The sequence below is a fragment of the Paenibacillus sp. FSL R7-0026 genome (assembly GCF_038004485.1).
Lineage (GTDB): Bacteria > Bacillota > Bacilli > Paenibacillales > Paenibacillaceae > Paenibacillus > Paenibacillus xylanexedens_A.
Window position 1 is genome coordinate 6,038,318 of the sequence record NZ_JBBORG010000001.1, and the last position, 17,381, is coordinate 6,055,698.

10 protein-coding genes are annotated in these 17,381 nt (G+C 47.8%); 4 read left to right on the forward strand and 6 right to left on the reverse strand.

Annotation, left to right across the window (positions count from 1 at the left end; genetic code table 11):
• The first annotated feature begins 262 nt into the window (after positions 1–262).
• On the forward strand, positions 263–1,462 hold the full coding sequence (locus MKY44_RS26515; RefSeq protein ID WP_341009279.1) for a methyltransferase domain-containing protein: 1,200 nt from the start codon (positions 263–265) through the stop codon (positions 1,460–1,462).
• Positions 1,463–1,543: 81 nt separating this feature from the next.
• On the opposite strand, the gene MKY44_RS26520 is transcribed toward MKY44_RS26515, so the two are convergent.
• Both MKY44_RS26520 and MKY44_RS26525 read right to left on the reverse strand, forming a co-directional pair.
• A complete protein-coding gene (locus MKY44_RS26520; protein WP_341009280.1) occupies positions 1,544–4,936 on the reverse strand; it encodes a GH36-type glycosyl hydrolase domain-containing protein in 3,393 nt (1,130 codons plus the stop codon).
• A gap of 161 nt (positions 4,937–5,097) precedes the next feature.
• A complete protein-coding gene (locus MKY44_RS26525) occupies positions 5,098–6,087 on the reverse strand; it encodes a LacI family DNA-binding transcriptional regulator (protein ID WP_091012843.1) in 990 nt (329 codons plus the stop codon).
• Positions 6,088–6,808: 721 nt separating this feature from the next.
• Here MKY44_RS26525 and MKY44_RS26530 point away from each other — a divergent pair.
• The 3 genes from MKY44_RS26530 (at position 6,809) to MKY44_RS26540 (ending at position 11,385) form a co-directional block, all read left to right on the forward strand.
• Positions 6,809–8,455 carry an AraC family transcriptional regulator gene (locus MKY44_RS26530; RefSeq protein WP_341009282.1) on the forward strand — a complete coding sequence of 549 codons (1,647 nt, stop codon included), beginning with the start codon at positions 6,809–6,811 and terminating at the stop codon, positions 8,453–8,455.
• 110 nt (positions 8,456–8,565) lie between these two features.
• On the forward strand, positions 8,566–9,594 hold the full coding sequence (locus tag MKY44_RS26535) for an ABC transporter substrate-binding protein (protein ID WP_341009283.1): 1,029 nt from the start codon (positions 8,566–8,568) through the stop codon (positions 9,592–9,594).
• Between the two features lie 78 nt (positions 9,595–9,672).
• Positions 9,673–11,385: an ABC transporter ATP-binding protein gene (locus MKY44_RS26540; protein WP_341009285.1), complete on the forward strand. Its 1,713-nt coding sequence runs from the start codon at positions 9,673–9,675 to the stop codon at positions 11,383–11,385.
• Between the two features lie 293 nt (positions 11,386–11,678).
• Here MKY44_RS26540 and MKY44_RS26545 read toward each other — a convergent pair whose 3' ends face one another.
• The 4 genes from MKY44_RS26545 to MKY44_RS26560 all read right to left on the reverse strand — a co-directional run bounded on the left by MKY44_RS26545 (position 11,679) and on the right by MKY44_RS26560 (position 17,376).
• Positions 11,679–12,983 (reverse strand): ABC transporter substrate-binding protein, encoded by a 1,305-nt coding sequence (locus MKY44_RS26545; protein WP_341009286.1) that lies wholly within the window; start codon positions 12,981–12,983, stop codon positions 11,679–11,681.
• Positions 12,980–14,737 (reverse strand): sensor histidine kinase, encoded by a 1,758-nt coding sequence (locus tag MKY44_RS26550; RefSeq protein ID WP_341009287.1) that lies wholly within the window; start codon positions 14,735–14,737, stop codon positions 12,980–12,982. The genes MKY44_RS26545 and MKY44_RS26550 overlap by 4 nt, the downstream gene beginning before the upstream one ends.
• Positions 14,738–14,829: 92 nt before the next feature.
• Positions 14,830–16,479 carry an ABC transporter substrate-binding protein gene (locus MKY44_RS26555; protein ID WP_341009288.1) on the reverse strand — a complete coding sequence of 550 codons (1,650 nt, stop codon included), beginning with the start codon at positions 16,477–16,479 and terminating at the stop codon, positions 14,830–14,832.
• 27 nt (positions 16,480–16,506) lie between these two features.
• Positions 16,507–17,376, reverse strand: a complete 870-nt coding sequence (locus tag MKY44_RS26560; RefSeq protein WP_341009289.1) for a carbohydrate ABC transporter permease — start codon at positions 17,374–17,376, stop codon at positions 16,507–16,509.
• Positions 17,377–17,381: the final 5 nt, after the last annotated feature.

Genomic DNA, 17,381 nt, shown 5'->3' on the forward strand with positions numbered 1-17,381 from the left:
TTCAACCTTTCGTGCAATAGTCGACAACGCTGTGCATTACAACGTCGGGAAAGTTAAGAGAGTTAAGAACGTTGAGAAACTTAGGAATAGGATGACATTGTTCTTTTACTTCACAATTTAAGTTTTTTCGTTCTATATATTGTAGCATAGCCTCAGCTTTGACTAAAATTCCACTCGGTATCGAACCTTTTCGCAAAATGAAATAAACACTTAACCTTGCCGTAACGTCATGGTTTATACTGATTCGATAAGGAGGGGATGCATGATGAATATCAAAGAGGCAGCAAGCAGGCTTGGTATATCGGCGAGAGCCATTCGTTTTTATGAAGAAAAAGGATTAATTCTACCCGCCAAACAATCCAGTAACGGTTATCGCACATACACCGAGAATGATATCTGGCGGCTTCAGACCATTGCTGCACTGCGTGAGATTGGCATGTCCCTACAGGATATTACACACGCGCTCGGAGAGATTGATCAAGGGAATCAGCAGCGGCTGGAAGAATATCTGGAGCTGCAACAGGCCGTCATGTATGCCCAGTGGATTGAGCTCAAACGTATGATGGATACAACCCAGCGCATGATTGACCTGAATCGTCAGGACGGACCGCTGGATGTCAGCCATCTGCACGATCTCGCGGACAGTGCCCGTCGCCTGCGTGAAGCCCGGCAGAACTGGCATGATCGGTGGAATTATGATACGCAGGCAGCCATCCATGATCAGCGAGTGCAGGCGGCGGGAAGTGCCAGTACTGGACAACCCAATTCAGACGGCAGGCATCATTCAGACAACGCCTCGCCTATAAGCGATGAGAATGAAGTTCTACATCCACACCATAATGCAGATCATTCCACGCCTAGCGAATCCAAGGATATGGTACAGTCTTCCTTTTATCTGTATCACAACTATGACGAAGCGCTCGAACAGACAGCTCATTGGATCTCTCCCGCCCTTGGTGAGAAAGGACTCGATATTGGTACAGGCACAGGTAATCTGGCTGGGAAACTGCTACAGCACGGCGCAGACATCACTGCAATCGACCAATCCCGGGAGATGCTGCGCAGATGTCGTACCAAATATCCTGAGATGCATGTGAAACTTGGTAATTTTCTGGCGCTGCCTTTTGCCGATCATTCCTTCGATTTTGTTGTATCCAGCTTTGCTTTCCATCATCTGAGTCCAGATCAGCAACTATTGGCATTACAGGAGATGCAGCGGGTATTAACCTCGCGCGGACGTATCGGTCTAACGGATCTGATGTTTGTTGATGCGACTCACCTTGATTCCTATATTCAGCAGGCAGAAACCACAGGACACGAGGAACAGCTGCGCGCCTTGCGCGAGCGTCACTTCCCTCTGCTGAGTGAGCTATGCAGCTGGCTGGAGCAACAGGGCTACGTAACCAAGCATGTGCGGCATAATGAGCTGTTGCATACGTTGCTGGCAGTTCCGCTACGGTGAGCAATCATAAGAGCATATGGCAAAAAGGCCATCCCGCCTTGAATAAAGGAGGATGACCTTGGTGTACATCATGCTATGAGATTACATATAAATATCAACAACCGTGCGCTCAGTAGCACTACGTGCTTGTCTGAACTCATCCAGTGAGATGCAGACCCCGCCCTGACGGTAACGGTTCGCTGTACGCTCGGTACGAATATCCTTACCATTTACCGCTACACGGCTCACAGCACCTTCATTCAAGTGATAGATAAACGTCACCGGCTCACCTGCATATTCAAACTCGAATTGCATGCCGTTCAGCTCAGCTGGCAATACCGGGTCAATGACCAGATCGCCGCCCTCTTGACGAATGCCAAGTGCATTGGAGATCAGCTGGTTCATGTAGATTCCAGGGCCGCTGGAGTAGATTCTCCATCCGCCTTTCACCTGTACAGTCCCTTTACGAAGCTGGTCAAAATGCTCCTGTGCCTCGTAACGCGTATTAAACTTACCGTCCGAACTACTGAAGTATGAGTTCGCTTGGCGAATCTCTGCGTTAGGTACAACCTCGCCGATACCAACCGGGTTGATCATCGCGAGACCATTCCACACCTGATCTGTCTTACCTAGCTTCGCCATCGCTTCTACGTAACGGATATGAGCGTGTACATATTGCAACCCAATTTCCCGACCGAAGTTGGACGCTTGCTCTGCACGTTTGAAGTGTGTGCTTACTCCGCCAGCATACTGAGCCGGACGATTCATCAGACGCACGCCATCCGGGCACAGGAACTGTTCACGGATCAATGCGTAATGAGACTCTGCTTGCTCCGCATTCAGCAACTCACCAATCATGCTGCGCGTCATTGGCAACAGGCGATATTGAATGCCTGTCTCTGTATCCGTTGGATGAAGCATCAGCTTCGCTTGGTCCGCTTCTTCCATGTATACAAAGCCTGGAATCACATCTGTGCCCAGCATGTAACGGTTAAAGTCCTCACGAATGCCTTGAGCCAGCACATCAAGCTCCTGTGCAAAGTCCGCATCCTTGAATTTCAGCGCTTGCGAGAGCACATTCACGGACTGATACGTCAATGCCACCGTCCAACTGCTCACCATGTATTGCTTCAGCTGTGCATTGGCTGGTTGGAGCGTATCATCCCAGTCGCCATCGCCGTAGGAAGACAGGAACGTATCGTGCAGGAAGTGCGAACGGATATATTCGATTTCTTTTTTCGCGTGATCCAGTACCGTTGCCGTTTCTTCCGTGAACCCGAAGCTATGTTTAACCGTATAAGGTACTTTCTCATCCAGGATTGCATAGTCGCGAGTCGCTGTCAGGTAATCCGCCAGAACTTTCAGCGGCCATACGATGATGTCGCCATGGCTCTCTTCCTGTTGGATCGCAAAGTATTTATCAAACATGAACCATTGCGGCCAGTTCCCATCATCTTCATATTGGTGGGTATAAACCATTTTGATGATATCGCGAACTTGCTCATATTTTTGCGTTGCCATAAAGTACTCCACCGGACCTTGGCACACATCCCGTGTACCCCAAGCCGCGCCGCCATACTGCTCCAAACCGTGAGGCACGGAGTAGTGAACCAACATGTTGTGGGTGTACCACCAAGCCAGCGCATTTACTTTGAACAGATCCTCTGCACTCTGACCTTCGCCACGGGACAAACGGAATCCGTTCATCACACCTGCGAAGAACTCGCGGTATGCCTGCACTTCCTCTTCAAACGTAAGACTTGAGCCTGCTACCACTCCGCTGTCCGCTTGGCCTTCCAATACCCCTTGTACCTTCAGCGTCCATTCAGCACTTGCTTCCAGACTAAGCGTAACCAGTGATGCGGAACCACTGCGGATACCACTTGCCAGCAACGTTTCGTCCCCTACATTTACAGCTGCGCCATCGACCGACATACGGTATTGCAGATCTGGATACGTTCCTGCACTAATCGCTTGTGGATCAGCCTTGAAGATCAAAGTATCGCTATCCTGCGTCATATGCAGCGGATATTCGTACTCATTCACATTCATCGTAATCTGGTTTGTTACCAGGTAACGGTATGCCGTGCCACTTGTGGAGCGTACGTTCATGCTCACTTCAGTGGTGTGTGCCCCTGTGTAGTTCGTCACGATGATCGTATCGGATGCCGTTTTGTAGATCCAACGTACATAGTTGAAGCCAATCTCGAACAGGGAAGGCATCGTCAGCAGACGATATTGTCCGTCCATTTCCACATAGATGCGTTGTCCCGCCGACTTCGGCACGTTTAATGCATTGCGGGCATTACTGATCATTTTATTAAAATTGGTGTTACCAATAACGAGTTGTGAGTTGAAAATACCGTACATATACGACGTTGTCGTAATAACCTGAGCTCCAAGTTGCACGTTGCCACCACTCATCAGAATGTGACCGTGCGGACGCTCTACGAGCAATTCTTTTGCTTTCAGAACGATATGTTCATAGCTGCCTGTGAAGAAGGATAACAGTTCCTCACCGCTATGCTCTTCCTGATGACGATCAGGGAACAGATCATGAATCTCATCTTGCGTCAGATCAAGCGTAACCAGCGGTTCACCCAGGAAGGAGGACAGTTTTACCTGTTCCAACGTGTCACCATTTTCCACAGTCAGAGCCTGTACTTCATTCCATGCTGCGGTAACTTCATCTCCGAATTCCAATGCAGAGATTCCTTCGGCATGATTAGGCTTCGCCAGTCCATAAAAGACCACCTGAGCTTCTCCGTTCAGATTCAGCAGTTCAGATTGCAATGCCGTGTAAGCAAATTCATACTGATACGTCTCATTCGCCAGCGTTGGGCGATTCAAGCTCTCTGGTTGATTCGTTTCCTTGTACGACAGACCGAAGAATTGGAATCCATCTGTGGAATAACCAATTGCTTTCGTCAGGGAACCTTGTTGCATATATGGAAATGCACCGCCCTGAGGCTGGTTTTGACGGGAACAAACGACATAACCTTTCGCTTCATCTTCAAACACCGTATGGTCAATGTATTGTGACAGATAAGCTTCATTGCTGCGTACCGCACCTGGATCAGCAAGACCTACATCCTGTCCATATACCACGTCTACGTTATGTTGTTGTCCTGTGAGCTTCACATCCCAGAACCATACACCTTGCGGTGTAGCCGTAAATACGACCTGATAGCCAATGCCTTTTTCGCTACCTTCCAGCTGGACTGTACCCTCCCAGATCAACTGGTTGCTGGACTGTGCTTTGCTTGTAATCACCTTGCTGTTCGAACGTACACCGAGCAACGGGAACGAGCTAATATTCTCTCCCTCATGTACACGCAGGTACAGGTTGTTCAATGATCCATCAATCTGGTTGCTGAGCAACTGGTTCAACATCGTTGTACCGGATGTAGCCTGGTATAGATCGCCACTGTTCAAAAAGGTAAAGGATAACTCTCCGGCACTTAACCGGATCGGTTCATTAATCATCGTTGTCATAAGGTTCACTCCTTGAATTAGTTAAAATCGAAACGTTTCGATAAATTTGAAAAAGAATAGGGGCCTCTTCAAACCGGCTTTTTACAGCCCGTCCGGACGATAACCCCATCATTAAACTTTTACTTCAGCATGCAGGCAGTTCTTTGTTGTTCAGACTCGGTCTAAACCGAACGTACAGAGCTGCGCTCGATCATATTAATCGTTAACGTATATGAAGGGTCAACCGCTTCGCCATTGAGCATCTGGAATAACAGATGTCCGGCGAGCGACCCGGCTTCATGCTTCGGCTGGCGTATCGTTGTCAGCGGTGGATGCACATATTCGGACAACTGAATATCGTCAAAACCGATCACGGAAATGTCATTCGGCACCGATATACCACGCTCTTCCAATGCTTTCAAGCCACCAATCGCCATCTCATCGTTACCGTAAAATACCGCTGAGGGAAGTTCGCCCTGCATGATCATCATTTTGGTTGCACTGTATCCGCCCTCACGCACAAAGTTACCGTTCAGACGCCATTTGGACTTTTCTTCAAGTCCCGCTTCCCGCATTGCTCGCAGATACCCTTGGTAACGGAGCGCGTTGTCATACGAGTTGGATGGGCCACTGATATAAGCAATCTTCTGATGTCCTGCCTGGATCAGGTGGCGGGTTGCAAGGTAACCGCCCTGCTCTCCATCCACCAGAACGTTGACCAAATGGTCACTCGACAGCTGACGATCCATCACAATAATCGGAAAACGATGACCGGCAGATTCTACCAGAATATCATCATGAATGTTATGCGCCAGGATGATGGCTCCATCTACTCTTTTTTCACGCAAAAATCGCACTGCCGTTGAGTCCCGTCCACCCATGGAGCTGCACGCAATCAGGTCATACCCGTTCGCAAGGGCTACATCCTGTACACTACGGATCAACTCCGAGTAATACGGGCCCGACAGATCTGTCAGAATTAAAGCGATCGTGTTTGTCCGGCTCCGTTTCAGGTCCATGGCAAAGCCGTTCTTGCGGTAATTCAATTCTCGTGCTGCCTCAAGCACTTTAGCCTTGGTCTTGGCACTAACCTTGCTATCCCCGCTCAGCGCATAGGAAGCAGTCGAAAGTGCTACACCAGCCAGCTTTGCCACATCCTTAATCGTTGCCATTCCACGTTCGCTCCTTCTAAACTATATATAAATTGAACTACAGAATATTTACACTGACCACTCCGATGACAGAACAACCTTCCGATCGCTGTTATCCCCAGATTTTTTGTTTCCCTTTTATAAGGGTGAAAATCCGGGGATAAAGGCGAACGCCTTGCTTCTTCAGGTTCTTTCTGCCCTCTCCGTTTAGTGTAAATGTTAGTTCAATTTATATAGAACAAATTCTAAGGTTATCTACATTTTATACGATACATGGTTAGAACAACCACTAAATCCTTCATTATCGTTTATTAATCTTTATACATATCATAGCGATGGATGTCAATCGAAACGTTTCGAGGTGTTCTCAAAAAAAATCCTCGTTCCCATCCTTATGGGGCCACGGTTGAATGCGTCCCGTTCCAATCCATACCATTAGTGATGGTCATGACACGTCTTTCAATCTGGCGCTCTATAAACAGTTCGTGCCTAATACAGTGAAACTGGCAGTAAACGCCAGATTGAAACGTTTCGACATTTTCATTATAGTCGGTGTTGATAGCGATTTCAACCACTTTATCTATTTTTCAAATAAAAAGTTGATTTGTTCAATCTGTCCATCCACGTCACTCCGTTTATAGTATATACTGCATAATAGTTGAGATCCGAGAATTACGCCAGTACACCAGGGGCATGAGACGAATACTTTCCCTGCTGACTTATGTAAGGAGACAGTTATCTAATGAATATTTCCAAGCCTATTTATCATAAAAAATCGCTGTCCCGTCCCATTTCCTTGCAGAAGATTCAGTCCATACCTGTTGCCCTCTTCAAGCTATGCCATCTGGTGCAGCTTCACGACCGCGAGGCATTCTCCCGCATAGATGAGATGTGGAGCACTCTTCATGTGCTATACATCATTACTGCTGGCCAAGCCAGGCTGATCAGTGCAGAGGGTAAACTGACTTTAAATGCAGGCTCTGCAGTCGTTCGGCAAGCTGGAAGCCTGCTTCAGCACGAGAACAAGCGCGGCTCCCTGTCGCCAGTACAGGGCATTGCTATTGCTTTTGATTCCACTGAAAATGAACAGCTGTTCTGGCCGTTCGGGATACCAGCTCCCATTGCGAGTCGTACTCTCACCGATAGGGCAGTAGAGCTGGTTCAAGCAAGTTCAAAGGGCTACGATTCCAGTCCATTCAGGCCACATATGCTTTTCTATGAGTTACTGGATATTTTGCGGGATCATGCGGCTCATTCTGCTCATGAAGATCACTCCTGGCTCGACGCCGTGCTCAGACATATCCATCAGATGTATACCCATCCGTTAACCCGCGAACAATTGGCACGGGATGCAAATGTGAGTCCTGAGCATTTTTCAAGGGAGTTCAAGAAACATACAGGTCTTACGTTTGTTGAATATGTAACTCGTCTCAGAATCAGGATGGCTCAAGAACATCTGTTGTTCGCGAACCCTACCCTACAGGAAATTGCACAACTGACAGGCTACAGGGACACCTTTTATCTAAGCCGAAAATTCAAACAGATGGTTGGATCAGCACCAACACACTACCGGAAAATGCCCAAAAAGATTGTATCTTTGACTTACAACTATACGGCCTCACTCCTGGCATTGGGCCACACTCCCCACATGGGCGCCGTAGCAAGCTGGATGGAGGGAAAACGTGGTGAACATGGTCATGATGGTCATGAGCAATTTGAGCAACATTCCGAATATGAGCTGGTTAAACATACGGATCTGATTGCAAACGCTCAGCCCGATGTCATTATCGGGTATGCACCGCATCCCGCTTCCGATGAACTACGTCTGATCGCACCGACCATTCTGATGCCCTTCGAGGAACTTGATTGGCAGGAGCAGCTTCTTCATTTGGGCCGAATTACCGGGCTTGAGTCCAATGCACAGACGTTGTTAGATCGATATCATCAACTTGAGCAAGAGGCCAATCATACATTGGATCAATGGATGGAAGGGACTCGAGGGTCCGCTATTTGCATGTTTATGATTGGAGAGGACGGCGCTTATATCTATGGTCATGGCTGGGGCAGAGCTTCTCATGTACTGTATCAATCGCTGGGCTTCACCCCACCTTCACGGATGGAGCAGGATGGGCAGTTACTCACGGGATACATTCATGTTCCGTTGTCTGAGATTCACTTGTATGGCGCAGATCACATGTTTGTCGCCTTCCCTGAGGAACCTGCCGAACGAGAAATGCTGACTAACCTGCTGAATCAGGAATCCTGGGGCACTCTATCCGCCGTTCGTGAAGGACGTGTATACGAGATTGATGCCGACATGTTCTATGGATTTGATCCCTTGTCCGTTAGGGAGCAGTTGCAGCATATCATGCGTCACCTCACATCATAATTGTCCATGCAGTAGTGATCATAGTTGTCCATGTACAAATATCACATCTTCCTCTATGTTATTAATGAGAATAATAATCATTATTGATTATACACAGGGGGAACAAAAATATGTTTGCTGCAAAAAAACGCTTTTCCGGCTTGCTGCTTATGCTCGCCATTATTATGATTCTGGCTGCATGTAGCAGCGGAACAGGCTCGACTGCCACTGAACAGACATCGGCAGCGGGAACCGAAACGACAACAGCCTCTTCCGAGACGAGCACAGACACGGCGTCCGGTTCGGACAATTCGAATGTTACACGAATCTACAAGTCATTAAGCGGGGATGTTGAAATTCCGGCTGAACCGAAACGGATCGTTACCGATATGTACGTAAGTGATCTGCTTGCACTGGGTGTGAAACCCATTGGTGCTGTTCAATATTATTTGGAAAACCCGTTCTATGCAGATCAGGTGGCGGGCATCGAGAGTATTGGTGATCGGGCGGCGGTATCCATGGAGAAGGTTATTGCCTTGAACCCGGATCTGATCATTACCTACTCCGATCAGGCCAGCGAAATTGAGAGTTATCAAAAAATCGCACCTACCGTAGTGATTCCTTATGGTACATTCACCAATGTGCATGACGAAATCCGGGGATTCGGAGAGCTGATGAACAAATCCGAAGAAGCCGAAGCTTGGCTGAAAACGTACGATGAACGGATTGAAGCCGCTCGTGCCAAGGTGAAAACAGTCATCAAACCGGAGGAAACCTTCTCCATCCTTGAAGTATCCGACAAGAGTTATTATGGATATGGAGACAATTTCGGTCGAGGAGGACAAGCGGTCTACAGTGCTTTGCAACTTGCCCCACTCGAAATCACCAAAAAAGAACTGATGGGTGATACCCAATGGAAAGAAATTTCGCGTGAAGTTGTTGGTGATTATGCAGGGGATCATATCTTTTTAACCGTTGGAGAGAACAATAAAAATTACCAAGGTGATGCCATCTGGAAATCCCTGCCGGCTGTAAAAAACAATCAGGTGTATGAGTTGCTGGAAGACCGTTACTGGTACTTCGACCCGATTGCGATTCAAGGTCAGGCTGAAGAATTCGCCGATATGATCGTAGAACGTGCCGAGCAAAACCGTAAATAACATAAGCATGAATACAGGTGTCCGGACAGGCTAATGAGCCTGCTCGGGCATTTGTGTCATATCGAGGAGGACTTACATATGCTTCGCCGTTTTATGTCTTATTATCGTCCTTACAAAAGGCTCTTTATCTTGGACTTCTCCTGTGCCATCGCTGCCGCTCTGCTGGAGCTGGCCTTTCCACTCGCCGTTAACCGGGTGGTCGATCAACTGCTTCCGGCTGGCAATTGGTCCATGATCTTAGCGGCGTGTGTCGGGTTGCTCGGCATCTACCTGCTCAGTTCCTTTTTCCATTATGCAGTGACCTATTGGGGCCACAAGCTTGGCATTAACATCGAATCCGATATGCGGCGTGAACTGTTCCAGCGTGTTCAGAAGCAGTCCTTCCGCTTCTTCGATAACAATAAGACCGGGCATCTGGTCTCCCGCATGACCAACGATCTGATGGATATTGGTGAGATTGCGCATCACGGACCCGAGGATCTATTCATTGCCCTCATGACACTCGCCGGAGCTTTCGGAATTATGCTGGGGATCAACTGGCAGCTCGCTGTGATGACGTTCATCATTGTACCGCTGATGATCTACCTGTCACTGTATTTCAGTCGCAAAATGTCCAAGGCGTTCAAGCGCATGTTTGCGGATATTGCCGATTATAATGCACGGGTTGAGAACAATGTGAGCGGCATCCGTGTGGTACAAGCTTTTGCCAATGAAAAACATGAAGTTGGACGTTTCGTTGAGAACAACGAACGTTTCCGGCTTACAAAACTAATCACCTACCGTATTATGGCCTGGAACTCTTCACTCAGTTTTATTCTAATGAAATTTGTATCGCTGTTTGTACTGGTATGTGGAACCTGGTTTGTCATTCAAGGCAGTATGACCTACGGGGAGTTCATCGCTTTTGTAATGCTGTCCAATGTATTCCTTGGACCAATTGAGAAGATTAACTCCGTCATCGAGACGTACCCCAAAGGCATCGCCGGATTCAGACGTTACCTGGAGCTTCTTGAAGCTGTACCGGATGTAGAAGATACACCACAGGCAAAACCGATTCCGGATGTCAAAGGAGATATTGCTTTCCATAACGTTACCTTTTCTTATGGAGAACACAAACCTACGCTGTCTCAGGTCAATCTGGATATTCAGGCAGGCCAGACGGTTGCTCTCGTTGGACCTTCGGGCGGGGGTAAAACGACACTATGCAGTCTGATCCCACGTTTCTACGATGTGGATGCGGGACATATCTCCATTGATGGCATTCCGGTGAAGGACATGACGCTGGAATCACTGCGCTCCCATATCGGGATTGTGCAGCAGGATATTTTCCTGTTTGATGGATCAATTCGAGAAAATATTGCATACGGGAAACTGAATGCTTCCGATGAGGAAATCTGGCAAGCCATTCGCAGGGCCCAACTGGAAGAGCTGGTACAATCCCAGCCAGATGGACTGGACACCATGATCGGTGAACGTGGCGTGAAGTTGTCCGGCGGACAGAAGCAACGGTTGTCCATCGCAAGAATGATCCTGAAAAACCCGCCAATCCTCATTCTGGATGAAGCCACCTCCGCGCTCGACACCGAGACGGAAGCTGCCATTCAACTGGCGTTGTCCGAGCTGGCGCAGGGACGTACGACATTGGTGATCGCCCATCGACTGGCAACCATCAGACATGCCGATCGCATCGTGGTGGTGGAGAACGGCAGCGTCGCTGAACAAGGAAGTCATGAAGAACTGCTCGCGCGTAAAGGCTCGTACAGTCGACTGCATCAAGCCCAGTTTGGTTAAAGGTAGGGCTTAAAGGATTCTAAGTTCAATATATGAGTTGTACAAATAAGTCACTAAACAGCAAAACAACCTTCCCTCTGTACTAGAGGGAAGGTTGTTCTTTTATTTACTATTCGTTATATAAATTGAACTATATATTTACACAAAACGAAGAGGACAGAAATAACCTGAAGAAGCGAAGCGTTCGCCTTTATCCCCGGATTTTCCCCTTTGAAAAAGGGAATCCAAAAAATCTGGGGATAACAGCGATCAGAAGGTTGTTCTGTCATCGGAGTAGCAAGTGTAAGTGACGATTAGTTCAATTTATATAACTTTCCACCCAGTATTCCGTTCGCCCGTTCACGAAATTCCACCGCCGCCTGCTCAGGCGTAATTTTGCCAAACAGCAGAAGATCATACAACTCACGCAATACCGCAGTGACCTCGGGTGCACCTACAGGATCAGGCGGGTCCATCTGAGTGCTATTATCCGCAACCCAATCAATATAGTCAAACACCTGCGCCAGCTCCGGTTCAACCACCAGCTTCATCCGCTCTTTGACACTGGATGAGACAGGCACACCCCGCTCCCCTTTGAGCAGCAGATTGGCATCCAAATCATTCACAAAAAAGCTGATAAACTTGGCAGCCTCTTCCTTATGTCTGGAATTACCCGCCATGGAGAAAAACATGCCTGGCTTCAAGAACAATCCATCCTGGCTGTTTGGCCCAGGCATCGGGGAGATGGTTAAAGGTTTGCCATAACGCTGAGCGGTGCTGATAAATTGGTTGGAATACCCCCAGCTAAACAAAGCCTCTCCCAGATAAAACGGGTCGTTATCAGGCTGGCCAATATCTGATGTCCAGATATCCGGTGCAAAAATAAGCTGCTTCTCCGCGAGCTGCTGCATCCTGCCAAAGTATTCAATAAACAACCCATCATCTTCATAACCCAATCCCTTGCCATCCTCCGCGTACAGCTTGGAACCGTACTGTCTCAAGTAATACGCGAAAAACTGTTCAGGCGTGAAATAGGTTCCCAGATAGATGCCTTTCCCGAGCAATTGCTCGCCCATCCGGTCAAAATCTGCCCAAGTCCACGTATCCGTTGGCAATTCAATATCATTGGCCTTCAACACTTCCGGATCATAGATGCTGAGCATGGCGTTTACACCCAAACTGAGGCCGTAGGTTTTCCCATTCAGGCTTCCACTTTCCAGCTGTTCCTTCTCAATATCCGTCGTGTCGATGAGCCCACTCTGCATGTACGGCGTCATGTCCTCCAACAGTTGCAACGAACTGTACTGGGACAGATAGGAGATATCCATCTGAATAATGTCGGGCAACGCATTGCCTGCTGCATGTGGTGCAAGTTTTCTCCAGTATTCGTTGAAACTGCTATATTCGTACTCAATGTTCACATGTGGATTCAGTTTCTCATACAGGTCGATCACGGCAATCGTTGCATTGTTGCGGAACTCCCCACCCCACCAAGCGATGCGCAGTGTTATCGGCTCTTCGTCCACAATCATGCCTGGCCTTTGATTCAGCTGGTTCACGCAGCCAGGAAGAGTCAGTATAAGACAGATCATGCCTATCGTTCGCAATAATCTTCTCATAGCTTCTCCTCCTTACATGGTGATGGGGGTGGCAGCAATACCGTTACTCTCGTTCCAAGCCCTGGCTTGCTCTCCAGCAGAACATCATATTCTTCGCCAAAAGCCAGACGCACCCGCTCCCTGATATTCAGCAGGCCAATGCCTGTTCCTCTGGTTTTCACTTCTCCGCGAAGCACTTGCTTCACATATTCAGGTTCCATGCCGGGACCGTGATCCTCCACGATAAGGACCAGCTTGTCACCTGCTATCTCGGCAGACACTCGAATGAGACATGATCCAACCTGTGGTTCCAATCCGTATTGAATGGCATTTTCCAGCAGGGGCTGTAGGGTTAACTTCGGAATGGCACACCCCAGATAGGCAGCGGGCACATCCAAGCGGAAATCCAGCCGCTGCCGAAAACGGTAGGTCTGAATGGTGATGTAATGATTGACGATCTCCAATTCTTCGGCAATGGTAATGATATTTTGCTTGAAACTGATGGAGGAACGCAGCAAATATCCGAGTGATAACACCATACTGGAGATTTGCTCCTGCCTGTTCTTTTTGGCGAGCCAATGGATCGAATCCAGCGCATTATACAGAAAGTGAGGATTGATCTGCGACTGTAGCGCTTTGAACTCTGTTTCCTTAATGACCAACTGGCTTGCATAATTTTCTTTGATCAATGTATTAATATGTGTAATCATCAGTCGATACGTACGCTGTAATAACCCCAGTTCATCCATGTGCTGATGTGTTGGAATGGACAGATTGGCATCCATATTCTCCAGATCCCCATACTGCACTTCCTTCATCTGACTGATGAGCTGTCTGATCGGCCTTGTCAGACTTCGTGCGAACACCATACCAAGCGCGAGAACAACCAGAATGGCGATAAGATAAACGACAATCAAACTATTTTTCAACCATATAATACGTTCAAAAATTTCATCATAAGAGGCCATATTATAATACACCCAGCCGGTGTATGCGGATTTCTTCTGGGAAAGAAATATCTCCCTCCCATCCAGATTCTTGATCTCATATCCCCCACTGCCTGGAAGTGGATTCAGCCCCGCGGACACCGCTTCTGGAAGCTGGCGATAAGGATAGACCACCTCACTGCCTGCTTTTAAAATAATGTCACTGTCCTGGCTATCAATGCCCGCATACTCCTCAACGAGTCGCTCGATATTAATACGCAGAAACAGTATGCCTACCGGTTCCAGGGTCATCGGTTCGTAGGCTCGCACCTGACGAACCATAACCAGCATCGGGTCATCGTCATCCGGGTATAACCAGCGTACTGCACCATTGGCCTGCTCCGCAGCCGCAATCATCCGATCATACTTTTCCTTGGATACGGTGAGCGTCTCGCCATATTTATTCACTCTTCCCCTGGAATCAATCAGATGAACGGACTGCACATAACGTGCAGCCCCACTAATATGCTCCCATAACCGATCCGTGATCTTCTTTCGTTCAATAAAGCTTGAATATGCGCTATCGTCATCCAGCAACGACTTCAAGGCTCTTTGAATCTGCGTATCGGAGATCATGTTTAATGACAACGCTTCCAACTTCTGAAGTTCAACATCCACTGTAGACGAAGAAAGGTTCAGAAGTCGGGAAGACTTATCAAACAGCTGTTTGTCATAAACGGAGTACGTATAATACAAGGACCCAAACGCCAGGATGATGATAAACGCCATCATGAACATAATCATCAGAAACATTTTCATTTTGATGCTGAGTTTACGGTAGGCTGTCATGACCAAAGCGCTCCTTTGAACCACGTGATACTACTAGGTATATCACATACAGGAAGGTTTCCCCAAAGTTTTAGCGCTCGATTTCTCACGTATTATTTGGACTGATATCGATCATACGCAGCCTGATGAACCTCAATCGCCCGGTCAATGTCCATGCTCTTGATCGTTTCAGCCATCTTGTCAAATTCGGTGATCGGCTTCTGTCCGCTAATGATGGCAGTCATCGTCTCATTTAAATACGTATTCACCTGGCTCATGATGGATGTACTTGTGGTCACCTCATCTGTTGACAAACGAATTGGAGGAAGTGTTAATGCTGAGCTTGCTTTCATCCATTCCGCATTCGCGGCACGTTGACCGTCGTCAAATAATAATGCATCCAGATAACGGCTATCCTGATTGATCGGACCGTCCATAATGGATAAGGCATAGGAAGCCAGTGCCTGATCATACGTCAGACCGTTCGGATTATTAATGATGGTATCTGTGAATTTGACACCTTCCCCGTCACGAACATAGCTGTCATTTTCGATACCAAAGTTGAACAGATCACTACCCTCTTCGCTATAGTTGTAGTCCATCCACTGTACAATGTATTTCAATTTGTCTTCGTCTGCGGAAGCCGTAATAGCCTCACCATAAGACAACACTTTAGCGTCCAGATTAAATGTCGCATACGAAGTTCCATCCGGAGATACAGGCCACGGTACACCAGTCACGTTAAAGTTCGGATCCGTATCTCTCATCAGATTAAAATATTTCCCCATGCCGCTGAACACACCGCCCTGATATGCGCCTGCCAGATTGCTGGTGACCTTGTAGTCGAAAGCTTTACCGTCATTGGTCATGATCTCGGGATCAATCAGCCCTTCTTTGTACCACTTCGCCATGGTCTCCAAGAAATCACGGTAGCCCGGCTGAATCGGTCCAAACTCCACCTTGTCTCCATTCATCTGGAAGCCGCCAATTACGCCAAAGGCCGCGGCAAAATCATGGAGCTTGGTCAGGTTGCCCGGTCCCCAGTTTCCGGTGAATGGCAGCTCATCTGGCTTGCCGTTGCCGTTAGGGTCCTGTTCCTTGAATGCCTTAAGCACCGTATACCACTCATCGATGTTGGTAGGTACCTTAAGGTTCAATGCATCAAGCCAGTCCTGGCGCATAATTAAACCTGAAGTGGCATTCAGCTTCAATGCATCCAGCTTGAGCAGCGGGAACATATAGATCGTTCCATCGTCGAGTGCAATCTGTTTCTTCACATCCGGATCGGATTCAATAATCCGCTTTAAGTTCGGTGCATAACTGTCGATCAGTTCATTCAACCGGATGATGCGGCCGTCCTTGATCATTTTTTCCGGTCCGCCAACCGCATCCGCCCAGTTATAATAAATGACGTCTGGAAGCTCCTTCGTGGAGATCAACAGATTGAACTGGTCCCGCTGTTGTCCAAGCGGAGGATGAGTAAACTTCACTTGGATACCCGTCAGCTTCTCCTTTTCCTTATAAGCCGCCATATCGCCAAAATTGTTCAAGGAAGCCGTCAATTTGGCATCATTGGCGCGCCAGTAGTCAATGGTAAAAGGCTCACTTGTAATCGGTAGTGGAATCTCGGTCAACGCCTGAACCGCAGGTTCTTTTCCCTCTGCTGGCTCTGCGTTACCTGGTTCATTATCCCCCGTACAGCCCGCCAGTAAAGACATGGTAAGTAGCGATGACAACAGGATGGACCCCATTCTTTTTTTCACGTAATTCGCCTCCATAGGATACATTTTTTATTGTTTCACAGCACCAATTAGAGCGCCCTGAACAAAATAACGTTGGATGAACGGATATACCAGCATAATCGGCAGCGTGGAGATAATAATGGTCGCATATTTGATGTTCTCCCCAATGGCAAAGCCGGTATCAGCGCCAGCGCCCATGGCCTCCGTACTGCTGCTGATCAGAATATCACGCATAATAATCTGGATTGGATACAGTTCCTGACTACGCAGGTAGAGCATTGGTCCGACATAATCATTCCAATGGTCAACCGCATAATACAGCATCATGACCGCCAGGATTGGCTTTGACAAAGGCAATACAATTCGGAACAAAATCAGAAAGTCATTGGCGCCATCAAGCTTCGCCGATTCGATCAGACTGATCGGAATGCCCTCAAAGTTTGTTTTCATAATAAGGAAATAGAATGTGCTGATGGCACCCGGAATAATAAGCGAAAAACGGGTATCCACCATGCCCAGATTTTGAATCAGCAGAAACGTCGGAATCATACCCCCGCCGAAGAACATCGTGAACGTAATTAACTTCAGCAGCGTTTTTCTGCCCATCAGATCACCGCGTGACAGCCCATATGCGGCCAGCGAAGTCATGAGCAGATTGATGGCGGTACCCACCACAACATAGAACAAGGTGTTCATATATCCCGTATAGATGCGAGTATCCTGAAATACCGACTTGTACGCTCCCAGCTGAAAACCTTCAGGAATGAGCATCAGTGAACGGGAACGCAGCATCTGGTCCGGGTCGCTGATTGAAGAATTGAACACGTACAGCATCGGGTACAAGCATAAAACCATGATCAACAAGAGCAGCAATGTATTAAATACATCAAAAAGTCGTTCCCCTATAGACTGTTTCATCGCTT

Coding starts and splice junctions, on each gene's coding strand:
- MKY44_RS26560 (WP_341009289.1), bottom strand. CDS start 17,376: ATGAAACAGTCTATAGGGGAACGACTTTTTGATGTATTTAATACATTG.
- MKY44_RS26550 (WP_341009287.1), bottom strand. CDS start 14,737: ATGACAGCCTACCGTAAACTCAGCATCAAAATGAAAATGTTTCTGATG.
- MKY44_RS26540 (WP_341009285.1), top strand. CDS start 9,673: ATGCTTCGCCGTTTTATGTCTTATTATCGTCCTTACAAAAGGCTCTTT.
- MKY44_RS26535 (WP_341009283.1), top strand. CDS start 8,566: ATGTTTGCTGCAAAAAAACGCTTTTCCGGCTTGCTGCTTATGCTCGCC.
- MKY44_RS26545 (WP_341009286.1), bottom strand. CDS start 12,983: ATGAGAAGATTATTGCGAACGATAGGCATGATCTGTCTTATACTGACT.
- MKY44_RS26530 (WP_341009282.1), top strand. CDS start 6,809: ATGAATATTTCCAAGCCTATTTATCATAAAAAATCGCTGTCCCGTCCC.
- MKY44_RS26525 (WP_091012843.1), bottom strand. CDS start 6,087: ATGGCAACGATTAAGGATGTGGCAAAGCTGGCTGGTGTAGCACTTTCG.
- MKY44_RS26520 (WP_341009280.1), bottom strand. CDS start 4,936: ATGACAACGATGATTAATGAACCGATCCGGTTAAGTGCCGGAGAGTTA.
- MKY44_RS26515 (WP_341009279.1), top strand. CDS start 263: ATGATGAATATCAAAGAGGCAGCAAGCAGGCTTGGTATATCGGCGAGA.